The organism is Streptomyces tubercidicus, from assembly GCF_027497495.1.
Taxonomy (GTDB): Bacteria; Actinomycetota; Actinomycetes; order Streptomycetales; family Streptomycetaceae; genus Streptomyces; species Streptomyces tubercidicus.
This window is the reverse complement of the sequence record NZ_CP114205.1, coordinates 6,528,883-6,546,373: the sequence shown is the minus strand read 5'-3', so window position 1 is coordinate 6,546,373 and position 17,491 is coordinate 6,528,883. Positions and strand designations below refer to the sequence as shown.

Annotated in this window: 14 protein-coding genes; 5 read left to right on the top strand and 9 right to left on the bottom strand. The window is 71.4% G+C overall.

Annotated features, from left to right (window positions below; translation table 11 throughout):
• Window positions 1-54: 54 nt before the first annotated feature.
• A complete protein-coding gene (locus tag STRTU_RS28565; protein ID WP_159747520.1) occupies window positions 55-594 on the top strand; it encodes an SgcJ/EcaC family oxidoreductase in 540 nt (179 codons plus the stop codon).
• Here the strand turns inward: STRTU_RS28565 and STRTU_RS28560 are convergent.
• From STRTU_RS28560 to STRTU_RS28535, 6 genes are all read right to left on the bottom strand, one after another.
• The gene (locus STRTU_RS28560; protein ID WP_159747518.1) at window positions 557-1,948 is read right to left on the bottom strand and encodes a HAMP domain-containing sensor histidine kinase; all 1,392 of its coding nucleotides are present in this window, start codon (window positions 1,946-1,948) and stop codon (window positions 557-559) included. The genes STRTU_RS28565 and STRTU_RS28560 overlap by 38 nt on opposite strands.
• A complete protein-coding gene (locus tag STRTU_RS28555; protein WP_159747516.1) occupies window positions 1,945-2,649 on the bottom strand; it encodes a response regulator transcription factor in 705 nt (234 codons plus the stop codon). Before STRTU_RS28555 ends, STRTU_RS28560 begins: the two co-directional genes overlap by 4 nt.
• Window positions 2,650-2,985: 336 nt before the next feature.
• Window positions 2,986-3,606: a class I SAM-dependent methyltransferase gene (locus tag STRTU_RS28550; RefSeq protein ID WP_159747514.1), complete on the bottom strand. Its 621-nt coding sequence runs from the start codon at window positions 3,604-3,606 to the stop codon at window positions 2,986-2,988.
• Window positions 3,607-3,821: 215 nt separating this feature from the next.
• Complete coding sequence (locus STRTU_RS28545; protein WP_159747512.1) at window positions 3,822-4,427, bottom strand: TetR/AcrR family transcriptional regulator; 606 nt, start codon at window positions 4,425-4,427, stop codon at window positions 3,822-3,824.
• 27 nt (window positions 4,428-4,454) lie between these two features.
• Window positions 4,455-6,116, bottom strand: coding sequence for an AMP-binding protein (locus STRTU_RS28540; RefSeq protein ID WP_159747510.1), 1,662 nt, complete (start codon window positions 6,114-6,116; stop codon window positions 4,455-4,457).
• A 72-nt stretch (window positions 6,117-6,188) separates the two neighbouring features.
• The gene (locus tag STRTU_RS28535; protein WP_159747508.1) at window positions 6,189-6,959 is read right to left on the bottom strand and encodes an SDR family oxidoreductase; all 771 of its coding nucleotides are present in this window, start codon (window positions 6,957-6,959) and stop codon (window positions 6,189-6,191) included.
• A gap of 169 nt (window positions 6,960-7,128) precedes the next feature.
• Between STRTU_RS28535 and STRTU_RS28530 the strand changes: the two genes are divergently transcribed.
• Window positions 7,129-8,406: an exo-beta-N-acetylmuramidase NamZ family protein gene (locus tag STRTU_RS28530; protein ID WP_159747506.1), complete on the top strand. Its 1,278-nt coding sequence runs from the start codon at window positions 7,129-7,131 to the stop codon at window positions 8,404-8,406.
• A gap of 28 nt (window positions 8,407-8,434) precedes the next feature.
• On the opposite strand, the gene STRTU_RS28525 is transcribed toward STRTU_RS28530, so the two are convergent.
• The gene (locus STRTU_RS28525; RefSeq protein ID WP_246241487.1) at window positions 8,435-9,427 is read right to left on the bottom strand and encodes an EamA family transporter; all 993 of its coding nucleotides are present in this window, start codon (window positions 9,425-9,427) and stop codon (window positions 8,435-8,437) included.
• Between the two features lie 129 nt (window positions 9,428-9,556).
• On the opposite strand from STRTU_RS28525, the gene STRTU_RS28520 reads away from it, so the two are divergent.
• Window positions 9,557-10,900 (top strand): MFS transporter, encoded by a 1,344-nt coding sequence (locus STRTU_RS28520; RefSeq protein WP_246241486.1) that lies wholly within the window; start codon window positions 9,557-9,559, stop codon window positions 10,898-10,900.
• Window positions 10,901-10,919: 19 nt separating this feature from the next.
• Here the strand turns inward: STRTU_RS28520 and STRTU_RS28515 are convergent, their stop codons facing one another.
• Both STRTU_RS28515 and STRTU_RS28510 read right to left on the bottom strand, forming a co-directional pair.
• On the bottom strand, window positions 10,920-11,942 hold the full coding sequence (locus STRTU_RS28515; protein ID WP_159747504.1) for a LysR family transcriptional regulator: 1,023 nt from the start codon (window positions 11,940-11,942) through the stop codon (window positions 10,920-10,922).
• A 175-nt stretch (window positions 11,943-12,117) separates the two neighbouring features.
• Window positions 12,118-14,937, bottom strand: a complete 2,820-nt coding sequence (locus STRTU_RS28510) for a penicillin acylase family protein (protein WP_159747502.1) — start codon at window positions 14,935-14,937, stop codon at window positions 12,118-12,120.
• Between the two features lie 249 nt (window positions 14,938-15,186).
• Between STRTU_RS28510 and STRTU_RS28505 the strand changes: the two genes are divergently transcribed.
• Both STRTU_RS28505 and STRTU_RS28500 read left to right on the top strand, forming a co-directional pair.
• Complete coding sequence (locus tag STRTU_RS28505; protein WP_159747500.1) at window positions 15,187-15,801, top strand: hypothetical protein; 615 nt, start codon at window positions 15,187-15,189, stop codon at window positions 15,799-15,801.
• A gap of 228 nt (window positions 15,802-16,029) precedes the next feature.
• Window positions 16,030-17,469, top strand: a complete 1,440-nt coding sequence (locus STRTU_RS28500) for an amidase (RefSeq protein WP_159747498.1) — start codon at window positions 16,030-16,032, stop codon at window positions 17,467-17,469.
• Window positions 17,470-17,491 lie beyond the last annotated feature (22 nt).

The following is a 17,491-nucleotide window of genomic DNA, read 5'->3' as shown; positions in this document are numbered from 1 at the left end:
CCCGCCGCAGAGGAAGCGAGCGGAGTAACCCACCCCCACCGCACTGGAGTTGCGATGTCCCGTAAGACCCGCATACGCACCGCCCTCGTCACCGCCGGCGTCCTCGTCACCACTGCCGTGGGGACCGTGGGAGTCAGCGCGGCCACCTCCGGCGGCGATGCCAAGGCGTACGCCCAGCCCGCCAAGCCCGCCAAGCCCGCCAAGCCTGCCAAGGAGCAGATCGCCGCGCTCTTCGACGGATGGAACGAGGCCCTGCAGACCAACGACCCGGAGAAGGTCGCCGCGCGGTACGCGGAGGATGCGGTGCTCCTGCCCACCGCTTCCCCGGAGATCCGCACCGACCGTGCCGGGATCGTCGACTACTTCGAGCACTTCACGGAGAGCAAGCCGAAGGGCGAGAAGGTCCGTAGCATCATCAACGTCCTCGACGAGAACTCGGCGATCGACGCAGGCATCTACAAGTTCCACCTCACCGACGCGAAGACCGGCAAGTGCCGCACCGTCGAGGCCCGCTACACCTACGAGTACGAGAAGCGGGACGGCAAGTGGTTGATCGTCAACCACCACTCCTCTGTGCTGCCGCCCGCAAGCTGATTGCCAAGCACAGCCCGCCCCCGGGCGCGTCCCGCAGGCTCACGGTTCCGCCGTCGTCCGTCACCAGTTGTTTGATCACGGCGAGACCGAGACCGGAGCCGACGCGCCCGGTGAGGCCCTGGCCGCGCCAGAAGCGGTCGAAGGCGCGGGACTTCTCGGCATCGGACATGCCGGGGCCCTCGTCCAACACCAACAGCTCCACCTCGTTGCCCCGGCGATCGACCCGCACGGTGATCGTCCCGCCGTCCGGTGAGACCTCCAGGGCGTTGGAAAACACGTTGTCCAGGACCTGGTCCAGGTGGCCAGGGCTGACCAACACCAGCAGCCGGTCGTCGGCATCCCCCTTGAGCGCGATGGTGACTCCGCGCTCGTCGGCGGCCGGCCGCCATACCGAGAAACGCTCCTCGATCACGTCCCGGAGCGAGAGCGGCTCCACCGCCGTCACCTTCGCCTCCGCCCGCGCCAGCACCAGCAGGCCGTTGACCAGGCGGCTCATCCGGACCACCTCGGCCGTCGCCTGCTCCACGTCCTCCTTGACGAACTCGTCGTCCACACCGTCCGCGATGTTGTCCAGCGAGAGCCGCAGCGCTGTCAGAGGGGTCCTGAGCTGATGGGACGCGTCTGCCACGAAGATGCGCTGCGCGCCGATCAGGGTGTCGAGACGTTCCGCGCCCTGGTTGAGCGTGCGCGCCAGGGTTTGTGTCTCCTGAGGGCCGGTCACAGGGGAACGGGCGGTCAGGTCGCCGTCGCTGAACTTGCTGGCCATGTCGTTGAGCTGGCGCAGGGGACGGGTCAGCCGGCGGGCGGCGATCACGCCGATTCCGGCCGCCGTCGCCAGGACGATGACGGCCAGCGCCGCCCGGAAGCCCCAGATCGTCCACAGCCGGTGGGTGAGGTTGCTGGTCGAGTACACGATCCGCACGGCGCCGACGACCGCGCCCTTGTCGTTGTCGCCGCCCGCCGCGCGCTCATGTGCGGGGACGGTGATCACCAGCTGCGGCCCCCAGATGAAGGAGGAGCCCCAGTCGGTCGTGGCGGCGCCGTCCTCCAGGGCCTTGGTCAGTGCCGCGTCCCGTTCCGGCCGGGGCAGATCCGCCGCGCACTTCCTGGGGGCGGCCACCTGAACCTCGCCGGGCGTCTCGTCGCCGTACGCCTTGGCCATCTCCTCCAGTGCCTGGCACGAGGCGTCGTTGCCGTTGCCCAGCAACAGCGCCATGGTGGTGGCCTCACGGTGGACGGACAGCCGGGTGTCGTCCCGCAGCTGGGCGGTGAGCGTGAAGGCCACCGGAACGGTGAACAGGGCGACGGCGACCGCTACGAGCAGTACGTAGCTGCGGACGAGCTGGCGGATCATGAGGAGTTGCCGCCGCCCTTGCCGCCGTGCTCGTCGACGATGAGCCGGAAGCCGACCCCCCGTACCGCCTCGACGGTGATGGCCCCCACCAGCTTCCGACGTATCGCGGCCACATGAACGTCGAGCGTCTTCGTCGGCCCGAACCAATTGGCGTCCCAGACTGCCTCCATGATCTGCTCGCGTGACATCAGCGCGCCCGGCTCCTCGGTGAGGAAGGCGAGCAGGTCGTACTCCTTGGGCGCGAGCGAGACCTCCACGCCGTCCAGTCGTACGCGCGCGGCCTTGCGGTCGATGGTCAGGCGCGGCCCATAACGGTCAGGGCCGGCCGCCGGGCCGCCGGGGGTGCGCGGTTGCGTCCGCCGCATCACCGCCCTTACGCGCGCGATGACTTCCCGCACGCCGAAGGGCTTGGAGACATAGTCGTCGGCGCCCAGCTCCAGGCCGACCACCCGGTCCGTCTCGTCGCTCCGCGCACTGATCACGATGATCGGTACGTCACCGCGGTCGCGGAGGGCCTTGCAGACGTCGAGGCCGTCGGTGTCGGGCAGGCCGAGGTCGAGGAGTACGACGTCGTACGGTCCCTCGTAGGCCAGTGCCGCCCCGCCCGTGCCGACCCATTCCACCTCGAAGCCGTACCGCTGCAGGCCACGTCGGAGCGACTGGGCGACCGGCTCGTCGTCTTCCACCAGAAGTACGTGCACGAAGCGAACCCTAACCCCCGCGTTTTGGACAGTGGCTTGATGTGCACGATGAGGTACGACCTGTCGAAAACCTGGCCTGCCAGGTCAGGGTGAGCTGCGGCGGCACCGCACCGGACGGAGCCGCTGAGACCCACTCCTGGACCAGGGTGTTCTTCAAGCCCATGGCAGGCACGTAGTGGAAATACGAGGCGGCCGGAACCGGAACCGGCCGGCCGCCGTGGGACGGAGCCGAGCGCCGCACCCGGAGGACGGGTGCGGCGCTCGGGCTCCTACGGGCGATGCGGTGATGCCTGTCCGGCATCGCCCGGGGGACGTCTGCGGGTGGGTGCGGACGCGTCAGGCCGGTTGGACGGGGGCGCTGACCGGCGCCAGGTGATGCACCCGGGCCGGCGGCAGATTGCCCAGCACCAGTTCCGTACGGAAGGTGTGCCGGTCCAGTATGCGGCGCAGGGTGTTCTGCCCGTCCAGGACGTGTTCGCGCGCCGCCCGCCCGGTGAACGTGCGGCGCATGGTGGCCCCGCCCACGTACCCGAAGAAGGACAGCGTGCCGCCGGGCCGCAGGGCGCCGAGCAGCCGGTCGAAGATGTCCGCGGTCGTCGGGGCGTCGAAGTTCGCGAACGGCAGACCGCAGACGATGGTGTCGTAGCTGCCGAGGTCATGGTCCTGCACCAGGCCGGTGCGGAACTGGAGCCGCGGGTCGCTGCCGTAGGCGCCGTGCAGCAGCTCGACGAAGCGCGGATTGGCCTCGACCAGATCGAGGGTGTCGTGCCGGCCGAGCGAGCCGGCGATATGGCGGGTCACCGCCCCGGTGCCCGGCCCCACCTCCAGGACGGCGCGAGCGGTGCCGGGGCTGGGGATCACATAGCGGGTCAGGGCCCTGCCGAGCCGGGGGCCGCTGGGGGCGATCGCCCCGACCTCCCGGCTCGTCCGTGCGTACTCCCGGAGAAAAAGTGTCACTTCAGGCAAAGGGCACCCACTCGATAGATAGCAGTACTATCCATACCCTAGGTTACGGATGGCGGATGTGGACAGCCCCTGAGTGCGACCGCCTCCGGAGTCTCCACGACCCGGGGCGCATGCCCACTGCCCTTGCTCGTAATCCAACAAATACCAGGAGGTGCGGTGACGGCCCGCCGCGGGGTGCGGGGGGGGCAGCCGCACGCCCCTCCGGCTCAGGGCCGCAGGGCCCGCAGCAGCAGCTCGGCGAGGTGGTCGGCGACCTGCTGCGGGCTGAGCGGCCCGTCCTCGCGGTACCAGGTGCCCAGGTGGTGCACGGAGCCGAAGTGGTAGTCCACGACGAGGTCGGCGGGGATGTCCGCGGCGAACACACCGCTGCGCTGGCCCTCCTCGATCAGCGCCCGGAAGCGCTCGTGGTAGCGCCGCCGCTCGGCGCGTACCTGCTTGTCCTTCTCCGGACCGAGGTGGTGCATCGAGCGGAAGAAGATCTTGGTGTCGTCGAGGTTCTCGATGGTGGTGACGACCACATCGGCGGCGGCGTCCCGCAGCCGCTGCTGCACCGGCGCGTCGGCGTCCGCGAAGTGGTCCAGCCGCTCCTGCTGGAGCCGCAGCACCCGGCCGTAGACCTCATGCAGCAGATCGTCCTTGGAGCCGAAGTAGTGGTAGAGGGCGCCCTTGGTCACACCCGCCGCGTCGACGATCTCCTGGACGGAGGTGCGGTCGTAGCCCTGCTCGGCGAAGAGCCTGGTGGCGGTGGCCAGCAGCCGCTGGGCCACCGGCTTCGCAGCGCCGTTGCCGTTGCCGTCCTTCGTGCCGGCCATCGCCCTCACCTGTCCTTCGTGCTCTCGTCATGCGCGGTGGCGCAGCTCCCGTCGGAGGATCTTGCCACTCGTGGTCTTCGGAAGCTCGGCCAGGATCTCCACCGCGCGGGGATATTTGTACGCCGCCAGCCGTTCCTTGCAGTAGGCGGCCAGCTCGGCGGGTTCCGCGGAGGCGCCGGGCCGCAGGCTGACATACGCCTTCACCGACTCGCCGCGGTAGGCGTCGGGCACCCCGACCACCGCCGCCTCGCGCACCGCGGGGTGGCCGTAGAGCACGTCCTCGACCTCGCGGGGCCACACCTTGAAACCGGACGCGTTGATCATGTCCTTCTTGCGGTCGACGACATAGAGCCAGCCGTCGCGGTCCATGAAGCCGATATCGCCGGTCCGCAGCTCACCGTCCGGGAAGCCCTCGGCGGTGGCGTCGGGGCGGCGCCAGTAGCCGGGGACGACCTGGGGGCCGCGCACCGCGATCTCGCCCGGCTCACCGAACGGCAGGTCCCGGCCGTCCTCACCGATGATCCGGACCACGGTGTCGGGTCCGGGCACACCGACGGCGAGCGTGCCGGAGACCTTGTCGACCGGCGCCTCCCTGCCCGGCGGGACGCTGGCACAGGGCGCGGTGCACTCGGTCAGCCCGTAACCGTTGTGGACATACGGCCCGAAACCGGTACGGAACTTCTCGACGAGGGCGGGCGGCAGCGGCGCACCGCCGGAGGACATGGTCCGGAAGGACGCGAAGTGGTCGCGGGTGACCTCGGGGTGCGCCATCAGCGCCATATAGGCGGTCGAAGGGCCGACCGTATAGGCGGGGCGGTGCTCCAGGAAGGCGTCCAGGACGACGCCCGCCTCGAAGCGGTAGGCCAGCACCAGGGTGCCCTGGTTGGCGATACAGGCCGCCAGTTGGCAGACCATGCCGGTGATGTGGAAGAGGGGGGCGAGCGCGAAGTAGGTGGCGCCGTCGGGGAGGGCCAGACCGATGCGCTGGCGTTCGGCGTTATAGGTGATGTTGCCGTGGGTGTTGGTGGCGCCCTTGGGGGTCCCGCTGGTGCCGGAGGTGTAGCTGATCAGCGCGAGGTCGTCGGCGGTGAGTCCGGGGTCGGCGGGAGCCACCCGTATCCGGCCGGGGGTGCGCGCCACGGTCAGCAAATCCTCGGCACCGTGCAGCGGCCCGACCCGCTCACCGTGCAGCACCCGCCGGTCGTCGCGGGTCTGCAGATCCCGTTCATGGGCGGTGAGCACGATCCGTACGGACGGCGCCTCGGCGGCGGTGACCCGCAGAAAGCCGTCCCAGGTGCGGTCGGCGCAGATCACGGCGGTGACCTCGGCGTCGTCCAGGATGTGCCGCATCTCGGCGGACTTGTACATGGGGTTGACGGGCACCACCACCCCGCCCGCCTTCCACACGCCGAGCACGGCGAGCACGAAGTGCGGGGTGTTCTGCAGCATGACCGCGGCCCGGTCGCCGCGCCGGAAGCCGCGGCCGGCGAGACGGTCGGCGATGCCGTCGGAGAGCGCATCGGTCTCGGCGTAGGACAGCCGGCCGTCGAAGTAGGCGAGGGCCGTACGGCCGGGGGCCCGGCGCACCGCGGCCCGGAAGGCGTGCAGCGTCGAAGGCGGCGGCTGGACGGGGGCGCGCTGGGCGTCGGTGAGCTGTGCCAGCCACGGCTTGTCCTGGTAGGAGGTCATCGAGGTGCGGCCCTTTCTTCCTGATCGCCCGATCATCCCTGCGGGGAAACGGCTGGGGTGCGGTGGGGCCCTCTAGGAACGGCCCTCGGCCTGCTCCAGCTTCTGCTGGAGGTGGTTCATCCCGCCGAGCCAGCGGTCGGGTTCGGTGGCGCGCGCGGTGTAGTAGTCCGCGACCTCCGGGTGCGGCAGGACCAGGAAGCGGCCCTCCGCCATGGCCGCGAAGAGCGCCTCGGCGACGTCCTCGGGCTCCACGGCGGTCGGGGTGAGCACGAGGTCCCCGGCGGTCCCGGTGGCGGCCAGCATGTCGGTGCGTACGCCCTGGGGGCAGATGGCGTGGACGTCGATGCCGCGGTGGCGGTAGGTCAGCGAGAGCCATTCGGCGAAGGCGTAGGCACCGTGCTTGGTGACGCTGTACGGGGCGGCGTCGACCATGGTGAGCAGACCGGCGGCGGACACCGTGGAGATGAAGCGCCCGCTGCCGCGCTCCAGCCACTCCGGCACCAGCTCCCGCGCGGCCCGGACATGTGCCATGACATTGACGTCCCAGGCCAGCGCCCAGTCCTCCTCGGGCGCCCCGGGCCCGCCGCCGGTGCCGACCCCGGCGTTGGCGCAGAAGATGTCGATACCGCCGCCGAGCGCCTCGCGCGCGGCCGGGACGACGGCGGAGGCGTCCCCGGCGACCGCGACCGCCCCGATCTCCCCGGCGGTCCGCCGCGCCTTGGCCTCGTCCAGATCGTTGACCACGACCCGGGCGCCCTCGGCGGCGAACCGGCGGGCCAGCGCCGCACCGATCCCCCCGCCCGCCCCGGTCACGACAACGGTCTTGTCCCGTACGGCTGCCACGCTCGGTCTCCCTCGGTCACGTCGGATCGGCTGACGGCAGACTAACCAGTCGGTATGTCCGGACGGAAGAGTCCCGTCCGCCTCGGCCCGGCCTGTTCCGGGATGTCCGCGGCCCCGCTAGCGTGCGCACGGCACGTACGGGTTGATTCCTGATCACGGAGGTGTGCGGATGGCTCTGTCGCGACGCGTACTGCTCGGGCGGCTGGCGGCTACCGGAGCGGCCGGGGCGGCCCTGGCCGCGGGGACCGGACCCGCCCGTGCCGCGCAGCCGGCGCCCGGCGGCGGGCGGCGGGTGCACACCGGCTTCGACCGGCTGGCCGCCGACGGCTACCGCCTCCTGGACGGCCAGCGGGTCGGCATCGTCACCAACCCCACCGGCGTCACGCACGACGTACGGCACATCGTGGATGTGATGCACGCCGACGACCGGGTGCGGCTGACCGCCGTCTTCGGCCCCGAGCACGGCTTCCGGGGCACCGCACAGGCCGGCGGCTCCGAGGGCCGTTACGACGACCCGGCCACCGGACTGCCGGTCTACGACACCTACAACAAGAACGGCAAGGCCCTCGCCGACATCTTCACCGCCTCCGGCGTGGACACCGTCGTCTTCGACATCCAGGACGTCGGCGCCCGCTTCTACACCTATATCTGGACGCTGTACGACTGCATGGTGGCGGCGGTCCTGGCCGGCAAGCGCTTCCTGGTCCTCGACCGCCCGAACCCGGTCACCGGCCGCTCGGCCACCGGCCCGGTGCTCGACAAGGCGTATGCCTCGTTCATCGGCCGGGAGCCGGTCGCGCAGGCGCACGGGATGACCGTCGCGGAGCTGGCGCTGCTGTTCAACGGCGAGTTCGTCCCACAGGCCGCCGGGCGCCCGGTGGAGCTGGAAACGGTCCGCATGACCGGCTGGCGGCGCACCGACTTCTACGACGCCACCGGGCTGCCCTGGGTCCCCCCGAGCCCCAACATGCCCACCCCCGACACCGCCCTGGTCTACTCCGGCACCTGCCTCTTCGAGGGCACCAACCTCTCCGAGGGGCGCGGCACCACCCGCCCCTTCGAGCTGCTGGGCGCCGACGGCATCGACCGGCGCTGGGCCGCGGCCGCCACCGAACTGGCCCTGCCCGGCGTCCACTTCAGGGAGGCGTACTTCGCCCCCACCTTCTCCAAGTTCCAGGGCAAGACGATCGGCGGCGTCCAACTGCACGTCCACGACCGCGCGGCCTTCGACCCGGTACGCACCGGCATCGCTCTCCTGGTGACCGCGAAACGGGTCTGGCCCGGCTTCGCCTGGCGCCCGGACCACGGCATCGACCGCCTGACCGGCTCGTCGACGGTACGGACAATGATCGACGCGGGCGCCGGACCGGACGAGATCGTGGCCGCCTGGCAGCAGGGCCTGAAGCGCTTCCGGACGGTGCGGCGGAGGTATCTGCGGTACCTCTAGGAGCCCTTGCGTGCGGGCCAGTCCTTGGCTACTCGGGAGAAGTACGGGCCGTCAGATCGGCCGGCTTGGCGCTCGGCCTTTCGGACGTGTCCGCCTTCGGGGCGCGGCTGGGGGTGCGGGTGGCGCCGATGGCGGCGAGGGCCACCGCGGTCACCCCGGCCCACTGCGGGACCGCGAGGTGCTGACCGAGGAGGAAGAGCCCGATGAGGGCTCCGACGGCGGGTTCAAGGCTGGTCAGGACGCCGAAGACGCGGGGTGGCACCCGGCGGAGGGCTTCGAGGTGGAAGGTGTAGGGCAGCACGCTGGAGAGTACGGCGACGACGGCGGCGAGGGCGAGCACGGCGGGGTCCAGTAGCCGGGTGCCCGCTTGTGCGAGGCCGTACGGCAGGCTCAGCAGGGCTCCCCAGATGACGGCAAGCGCGAGGCCACGCCCATCGGGGACGCGTGCGGCGAGGCGTTTGCCGACGAGGATGTAGCCACCCCAGCAGCACCCGGCGAGGGCGCCGCAGGCGAGCCCCGCGGCATTGAGGGGGATGCCGGAACGGCTGAGCAGCACGACGCCGGCGGCGGCCAGGCATGCCCACAGCAGATCGGTGGCCCGGCGCGAGCCGAACAGCGCGATGGCGAACGGGCCGAGGAACTCCATGGTGGTGGCCGCCCCCAGCGGGAGACGCTCGACCGCTTCGTAGTAGCTGAGGTGGTGCACGGCGAGCAAGGTCCCGGCGGCGGCCGCGATCCCGAGGGTGCTCCGGTCCCACCGCGGTCCCGGCCGCCACAGAGCGGTCAGCATCACCGCGGCGAGACAAAGGCGCAGGGTCACCACTCCCGCCGGGCCGACAGCGGGGTAGAGCCGGGTGGCGAGCGCGGCCCCGCACTGCAGGCCGAGCACGCCGCCGATGACGAGCCCGGGAGCGGGTACGGCGCCCAGTCCTCGGCTGATCGCCGCGACGGCGTGCTCGCGGCGGGTGTGGACCTGACTGATGGGTGACCTCCTTCGCCTTCGGGCTTCACCGTGCCACACGAAGATCCTTCTGCAAGCCCCCTCAAGGGAGTTGGGCGCGGTGCCACCCCGGCCTGTCCCGGTCTCAGCACCCGGGACAGGCCATGTGGCCTCTTGACCGAAACCTCCGTCGCCCCGGAAAGTGCGCTGGTGAGTAGTGACGCGACAGCAGCACAGACACCGGCAGCGGCTCCCGCGAAGACGGGCGGGGCGGACGGGGCGGACGGCAGCGGGGAGAGCCTGCGCCGGGTGGCGGTGGCCTCGTTCATCGGTACCGCCATCGAGTTCTATGACTTCTATATCTACGGGACGGCCGCGGCGCTCGTCCTCAATCAGGCGTTCTTCCCGACGCTCGCCCCGGTCAACGCCACCCTCGCGTCCTTCTCCACCTATGCGGTGGCGTTCGCCGCGCGGCCGCTCGGCTCGGTGGTTTTCGGCCACTTCGGCGACCGGGTGGGCCGTAAGTCCGTGCTGGTCGCCTCGCTGCTGCTGATGGGGCTGTCGACGGCGTGCGTCGGACTGCTCCCGGGGTACGGCACCTGGGGCCTCTGGGCGCCGCTGCTGCTGATCGCGCTGCGCTTCCTCCAGGGCATCGGGCTGGGCGGGGAGTGGGGCGGCGCCGCGCTGCTCGCGGTCGAGCACGCACCGCGCGGCCGCCGCGGGCTGTATGCGGCGTTCCCCCAACTCGGCCCGTCCGTCGGGTTCTTCGCGGCGACCGGGGTGTTCTGGCTGCTGTCGTCCGCGCTCGATGACGCGGCGTTCCGCTCGTGGGGCTGGCGGGTGCCGTTCCTGCTGTCGTTCCTGCTGGTCGGCGTGGGGCTGTTCGTACGGCTGAAGATCAGTGAGACGCCGGTGTTCGCGAAGGTGCTGGACGCCCAGGAGGCGAGCAAGGTCCCCACCGTCGAGGTGCTGCGTCGGCATCCGCGCGAACTGCTGCTGGGCGCGGGCGGGATGATCGTCACGTATGGCCTCTTCTACACCGCGACGACCTACTGTCTCTCCTACGCCACCGGCCCCCTCGGCATCTCCCGCAACACGATGCTGGGGCTCTCCCTCATCGCCTGCCTCTTCCTGGCGGCCGGCACCTGGCTCGCCGCCACCCGCTCCGACGGCGCCGGCCGCCGCAAGCTGATCCTCGCGGGCAGCGTCCTCGCCGCGGTCTGGGGCCTGCTGCTCTTCCCGCTGCTGGACACCGGACAGCCGGTGCTGATCGCCCTCGGTGTCGGCGGCGCGCTGTTCTGCATGGGTGTGGTGTACGGCCCGATGGGCGCCTATCTGCCGGAGCTGTTCAGCGCGCGGGTCCGCTACTCGGGCGCCTCACTGGCCTACAACCTGGGCGGCGTCCTGGGCGGCGCGGTGTCCCCTCTGGTCGCCACCCGCCTCCAGTCGGCATACGGCTCCGCCTCGGTGGGCTGGTACGTCAGCGCGATGGCGGTCGTCTCGCTGCTGTGTGTGCTGGCACTGCCGGAGACCCGGGAGCGGGAGCTGGCCTGAGGCGGCAGCGCCCCCGCCCTCACGAACTCAGCCACCACCGGCCGCTCTCGCGGGAGAGGGCGTCCCAGAGGAGGTTGAGGGGGTGGGCGGGGGCGTAGGAGGCGCGTTCGCCGCTGCGGGTGAAGACGCCTACCAGGACTTCGGTGCGGGGGCCCACGTCACCGACGAGTTCCAGGGTGCGCAGGCCGCCGGCCTCCGGGAGGCGGCCGTTCGCCGCGGCCTCCCCGATGCCGCGGGTGACCAGCATCGCGCCGCTCACCACCCCTGACCGCAGCAGCTCGAAGCCGTAGTGCGCGGCCTCGATCTCGGCGGCGACGGAGAGCCGCTGCCGGTAGTCGGGGCCGTACCAGGCGGTGAGGAAGCGGCCGATCAGACCGCGGGCCGAGATGACCAGCGGCAGCCGGGGCAGGTCACGGGCGGCGAAGGAGGTGCCGGGGAGCCGCTCCGGAGGCAGGTTCGTCAGCAGGGAGAGGCCGCTGCGCCGCCATTCCATGACCTCGTACGGCGCCAGCAGTTCCGCCTCGTCGGCCTCGGTGACGACGACGCTGCCGCAGACCAGGTCGAGTTCCTTGGAGCGCAGTTTGGTGAAGAGGTCGCCGGTGCGGACATGGGTGACCTTCAGATCGACATCGTCGCGCTCATAGTCCTCGGTGACCCGTTCCACCGCGTCCAGCAGGAAGCCGAGGGTGTAGCGGGTGGTGCCGACGGACAGGGTGCGGCCGAGGCGGCGGCGGGCGTCGTGCACGCCGTCCGTCCACTCACCCAGTGTGCGGCGCGCGAGATCGACCAGCGCCTCCCCGGTGGCGGTGAAGAGGGCGTCCCTCCCCCGCCCCTGCTTGAGGACGAGTTCCTCGCCGCACAGCGCGGCGAAGGTGCGGTTCATGGTGTCCAGTTGTTTCTGCACGCTGGACTGTTCGCGGCCCAGCCGGCGGGCGGCGCCCAGCGCGGTACCCGCCTCATGGACGACGATCAGTGTGCGCAGCTGGTCCATGGTGGTATCCAGCAGCTCCGTCGGGTACTGCTGCGGACCTGACAAGGCCATGCCTCGCTTTCCCCTCCCGTGAAGTTCAGAACCCACCAGTCTAACCCCGGGGGTCGTGCCGCTCCGAGGGCAGTCGGGGTGCTGGGGAGGGGAGTTGGAGTGCGGGGGCGCCCGGCGTGCACGGCGAGGGCCCCGGGGTCAGCCGCCCCGGGGCCCTCGCCGTGCCGTGCTCCGTCTACCGGTGGGTCGGGAACTCCACCACCTGCTGATAGGTCGGCCGGTTCTGCCAGCTGATGGTGGCGTGGGTCAGGCCGCCCACCGCGCGGTGGATGATCGCGTCCGAGCACCACTGGTCGCCGGCCTTGCAGTTGTCGTCGCCGGGGTAGACCTGCTCGGCGGTCTTGCCGCTCGCCTGCTGGAGGGTGGCCAGCAGGGTGTCGCGGCAGGCGGACAGTTCACCGTTGCCGCAGTACTGGCGGCCGAGCGGGCCCGACACCTTGTCGCCGAGCACCGAGCGCAGATCCTTGTCCACGTAGCTCCACCAGCCGTACTGGAACGCCGATCCGGCGTGCGCCCCGGTCGGGCCGTGGCCGGCCGACGGTGATTCGTCGATGCCGAGGTTGGCGCGCAGCGCGTCGTAGAGGTCGCCGCCGAGGCCCGGCTTGAAGACGGCCTCCGTCATCAGCGGCCACCAGGCGTCCATCAGGCGTACCGCGTCGGGGTGGGGGTACGTGTGCGAGCCCGCGGCGGTCTCCCGGCGCTGGGCGCCGTCCTTGCGCCAGGCGTCCAGCTGCTGGACCGCGGTCTTCAGCTTCGGGTCGGTGACCGGCTTGCTGTTGAGGACGCGCAGGAGTTCGGGCAGCACGTCCTCACCGCGCAGATCGGTGACGGCGGCCTCCCCCATGGCGCGGGTCAGCGACGCCCGGGTCACCCCGCCGTCCTTCGTCAGCGCGCGCACCCGGTCGTCCAGCAGATTGCCGCGGTGCACCGAGCCGTTGCCGTAGCCCGCCGAGTCGTAGTCCTTGGCCTGCTTGTTGTTCCAGGAGATGTAGTAGTCCTGGTTGACGGACTGCGGGTGCTGGGCGGGCGGGGTGTAGTCGGTGGTGTTGGTGGCGGGGTCGTAGCCCTTCCACTCGTAGGCGTCGTCCGCCTGGACGGGCAGCGACGGATCGACATCCGGGTTGCGGACCGGGTTCAGGCCGCTGTTGTAGTACGCGATGTCGCGGGAGTCGGCGTAGAACCAGTTGAAGGCGTAGCCGATGTGCTCGGCGGCCTGCTGGAACGTCTTGGCGTCCCGTACATAGGACGGGTCGTTGAACATCTGGAAGCCGATGATCGAGTCGGCCTCGTGGCGGTAGGTGGAGCGCTGCGCGGTGTAGGCGACGGGTTTGCCGTCGCGGGTGGCGCGGTGGGTGACGGTTCCGTACTTGGTCCGGAAGACCTGCATCCGGTAGGAGCCGGCCGCTGTGGGGTCGGCGATGGTGGGCTTCCAGGAGTTGGTGCGCTCCAGCTTCTCCATGGGGACGCAGGCGCCGCGGTAGCGGTAGGAGGTGGAGTCCTTGGTGGGCTTGGAGCCGTCGGCGTTGCACAGTTCGACCGCGAAGGTGTCGGTGATGTCCTGTCCTGCGGAGGTGGCGCTCCAGGAGTAGTCCTGGCCGCGGCCGAGCTGGACGTACATCCCGACGCCCGCGAAGGAGGCGCCGCGGGCGCTGATGCCGGGCCCCTGGATCTCCTGGAGCATCAGCAGCTGGGGCGCGAAGTAGCCGGTCTGCGGGCCGAACACGGCGACCGGGTGGCCGCTGGCGGAGTGCTTGCCGGAGACCAGCAGGGCGTTGGACATCCCGCGGTGCTGGGTGGGGTCGAAGCTGCCCTTGGGCAGCACCCCGTCCTTGAAGAGGCCCTCCAGCTTCTTGTACTTCTTGGGGGCCTTGACCGGGTCCCGGGGCGGCGTCCCGCTCTTGGCGGCGGCCGCGCCGGTGCGGTCGAAGACCAGGGGTTCGGGGGTGACCGAGCCCGGGTCCGGCAGCGCCATGCCCTTGGCCTTGGCCGGTTTGACGGCGTACGGGAAGCTGCTGCCGTCGTGCAGGGTCTTGGCGGCCTCGGGGTCGTTGCGCTCCCGGAAGGACTCCCAGACCTCGGTGCCCTTCTCGACGCCGTACTTCTGCTGGGCGGAGAGCAGCGCCAGGGCCGAGGGGACCTCGCCGCCCCCGCCGTTGCCGAAGAGTCCGCCGACGACGGAGGCCAGGGCTATCAGGTCGGTGAGTTTGAAGGGCTGGATCTCACCGGCGTTGGTGATGGCGTCGACATGGCCGGTGAGCACGTACTCGCCGGGGAAGTAGCGGCCGTTCTTGGACTGTTCGCGGTAGGCGTTGATCCCGTCGACATAGGCCTGGGCGTCCTGCATGGCCAGCTTGCCGCGCTCGCCGTTGGTGTCCCGGATGCGCTCGACCTGGGCCTTCAGATCCTCCTCGGTGTACGGCGCCTGCGGCCAGAACTGCTGCTCCAGGCCCTGGTTGGCGAGCGCGCCGCCGGCGAAGGAGGTCAGTTCGCCGCGGCCGATGTGGCGGAAGAGGTCCATCAGCCAGAGCCGGTCCTGGCCCGCGGCGTAACCCGCGCCGTATTCGGTGCCGTAGCGGGTGGTGCCCTTGATGTGCGGGACGCCGGTCTTCTTGTCGCGGGTGATGGTGACGTCGTCGCGGGGCGTGGTGACCTTGCCGACCTGGTCGGCGGGCACGCCGAAGGAGGCGTCGTTGAAGAACGAGCCGAGGGTGTCGTCGGTGAGCGACTGATAGCCGCTCGCCAGCGCGCCGTACGGGCCGAGTTGGTCGGTGGAGTGCTCGGGGTGGGTGCCGAACAGCTTGTTGCCGAGGATCTCCGCCAGGGTGGCGTTGCCGGTGGCGCCGGGCGGCAGGATGTCGCCGCACCGGCCCTCGCAGTAGTCGTGGGCGTCCGGCGGCGCGGCGGCCGCGGTGGGGGGCGGTGCCAAGAGCGTGGCACCCAAGGCGAACAGGGCAGCCGCGGCGGCGGTCCTGAGCCTTCCGGTACGTCGTCGCATTCCTGCTCCTCGGTGGGGCCCGGCTCGTGAGAGCGTGGGGAAGGTGGGCGGGATGTTACCGGCGGTTACCCCGGGCCGGAAGATGAACAACAGTCAACTCTTGGCCCCGCCCCCGGAGTTCGGTCCGACGCCGCGACACCACCTCGGAACACCGCCCGCAAAACCGCACGAAAGTTCGATGGATCCAGGTGGTGATCGGCTACGTCACATCCCCGTCCAGTCGGGTCCTCCCCACGGAGGTGGGATGAAATGGCCGGTTTCAGAGCCCTCGCAGAACAGGTCCGCAATCCACGACTCGTCGCGACCCAGCGACGCACCGCCCTGCGCAAGTGCCTTGAACGCTTCGCCCCTTACGGGCACCGGGCGACCTGGCACCATCTGTGCACCCGGGCCGGTATCGCGACCCAGGACCGCGATCCCGATCCGGAGCGGCTGATGGCCGCGCTCGCCGAGCTGGAGGAGGCCCGTACTCTCTGGCTCGCGTACGAAGAGGAGTTCGCCGCCCGGCGCCGCAAGGAGAAGCACGACGGCATCCGCCAGCCCGGCGCCCTCCACGAGTGGCACCGCCGGACCTGGGGCGGCTGCGACATCGTGCCGTGCGAGTCACCGCAACGGCACCCCGCGGCCCGTCTCGCGGTGGTGCTGCACCGCATGATCGCGGCGATGGAGGCCGGGCGGCCCCGCCGCGACTGCCCGGTGTGCGGCGGCACCCGCTTCGCCTGGCTCCCGGACTCCGCCGGCTCCCCGGCGACCGGGCCGGCCTGCAGCCAGTGCGGGGTACTGGCCCCGGTGTCCGTGCTGGCCCCTGAGGCGCTGACCGCCGCGGACCGGGTCCACGCCGCGGGCGCGTTCGCGGCGGCCTGACCGGCACCGCGCGACGACCGGGCGCCTCCGCCTGCCGGGAGGCGCCCGGTTCCCTGTCCATAAGGCCACCGGGCCTCGTTCCCCATGGCCTTTACGAACCGGCCCGCGACCTGAAACAACTGTCCACGGGCTGACCACCCCCACCGGCAGCGCGCCCGGCGGACGTCGGCCCTCCTGCCCGTACGGCACCAGGGCCGCGCGGGCGCCCGTAGGAGAGGGTGGACGTCCATGGCCGACCTGCACGATCTGACCGCGCTCGAACAGGCCCAGGGAATCCGGTCCGGGGAGTTCTCCCCCGTGGAACTCACCGAGCACTATCTCGCGCGGATCGAGCGGCTCGACGACACACTCGGCGCCTTCCTCACCCGTACCCCCGACCTCGCCCGCAAGCAGGCCACGGACGCGGAGAGCGAGGCCACCGCGGCCCGCCGCGAGGGCCGGGAACTCCCGCCGCTGCACGGCGTCCCCGTGCCGGTGAAGGACCTCAACCAGGTCGCGGGGGTGCGCTGCACGATGGGTTCGCGGGCGCTGGCCGACCATGTGCCGACCGTCGACGACCATGTGGTGGGCAAGCTCCGGGCGGGCGGCACGATTCTGCTCGGCAAGACCAACACCCCCGAATTCGGGCTGCCTTGCTACACCGAGAACGAGCTGGCCCCGCCCGCCCGCACCCCGTGGGACCTGGCGCGTTCGGCGGGCGGTTCCAGCGGCGGGGCGGCCGCGGCCGTGGCGGCCGGTCTGGCGCCCGTCGCGCACGCCACCGACGGCGGCGGCTCGATCCGGATACCGGCCTCGGTCTGCGGGCTCTTCGGCATCAAGCCCAGCCGCGGCCGGATCAGCGGCGGCCCGCTGCTGCACGACATCTCGGGCCTGGCCACCTCCGGCCCGCTGGCCCGTACGGTCGCCGATGCGGCCACCCTGCTGGACGTCCTGGCGGGGGCGATGCCCGGCGACCCGTTCGCGGCGCCGGCACTGCCGCCCGGGGAGACCTTCGCCGAGCACGCCCGCCGCGCCCCGGGACGGCTGCGGATCGCCTGCCTCACCGAGGCGCCGGTCCCGGGCACCGAGGTCCACGCCGACTGCCGCACCGCCACCACCGACACCGCCGCCCTGCTGACCGGACTCGGCCACGAGGTCGAGGAGTTGTCGCTGCCCGCAGACGACGGCATCCTGCTCGCTTTCACCCGCGTCTGGTCCGTGCTGGCCGCCAGCCGCCCCGTACCGCCGGAGGGCGAGGAGCTGCTGATGCCGCTCACCCGCTATCTGCGCGACCGCGGCGCCGAGGTCTCCGGTACGGACTTCGCCCGCTCGATGTACGCCTTCCGGATGCTCTCCCAGTCCCTGGCCGACGGGCTGATGCCGCCCGGCGGCTATGACGTGATCCTCTCGCCGACCCTGGCCGCACCGCCCGCCGAGGTCGGCGCGCTGCGCAATGACGCCGACCCCCAGGCCGAGTTCGCCGCGATCGGCGCGTTCAGCCCGTTCACCGCGGTCTACAACGCCACCGGCCAGCCCGCGGTGAACGTCCCGGTCCAGTGGAACGCCGAGGGTCTGCCGATCGGCGTCATGCTGGCCGGCCGGTACGGCGACGAGGCCACCCTGATCGCGCTGTCGGCACAGCTGGAGCAGGCCCGCCCCTGGGCCGGGCGCACCCCGCCCATGTGGTGACACAGACCGAAGCACGCGCGCT

Coding starts and splice junctions, on each gene's coding strand:
- STRTU_RS28500 (WP_159747498.1), top strand. CDS start 16,030: ATGGCCGACCTGCACGATCTGACCGCGCTCGAACAGGCCCAGGGAATC.
- STRTU_RS28565 (WP_159747520.1), top strand. CDS start 55: ATGTCCCGTAAGACCCGCATACGCACCGCCCTCGTCACCGCCGGCGTC.
- STRTU_RS28505 (WP_159747500.1), top strand. CDS start 15,187: ATGGCCGGTTTCAGAGCCCTCGCAGAACAGGTCCGCAATCCACGACTC.
- STRTU_RS28515 (WP_159747504.1), bottom strand. CDS start 11,942: ATGGCCTTGTCAGGTCCGCAGCAGTACCCGACGGAGCTGCTGGATACC.
- STRTU_RS28540 (WP_159747510.1), bottom strand. CDS start 6,116: ATGACCTCCTACCAGGACAAGCCGTGGCTGGCACAGCTCACCGACGCC.
- STRTU_RS28530 (WP_159747506.1), top strand. CDS start 7,129: ATGGCTCTGTCGCGACGCGTACTGCTCGGGCGGCTGGCGGCTACCGGA.
- STRTU_RS28545 (WP_159747512.1), bottom strand. CDS start 4,427: ATGGCCGGCACGAAGGACGGCAACGGCAACGGCGCTGCGAAGCCGGTG.
- STRTU_RS28510 (WP_159747502.1), bottom strand. CDS start 14,937: ATGCGACGACGTACCGGAAGGCTCAGGACCGCCGCCGCGGCTGCCCTG.
- STRTU_RS28560 (WP_159747518.1), bottom strand. CDS start 1,948: ATGATCCGCCAGCTCGTCCGCAGCTACGTACTGCTCGTAGCGGTCGCC.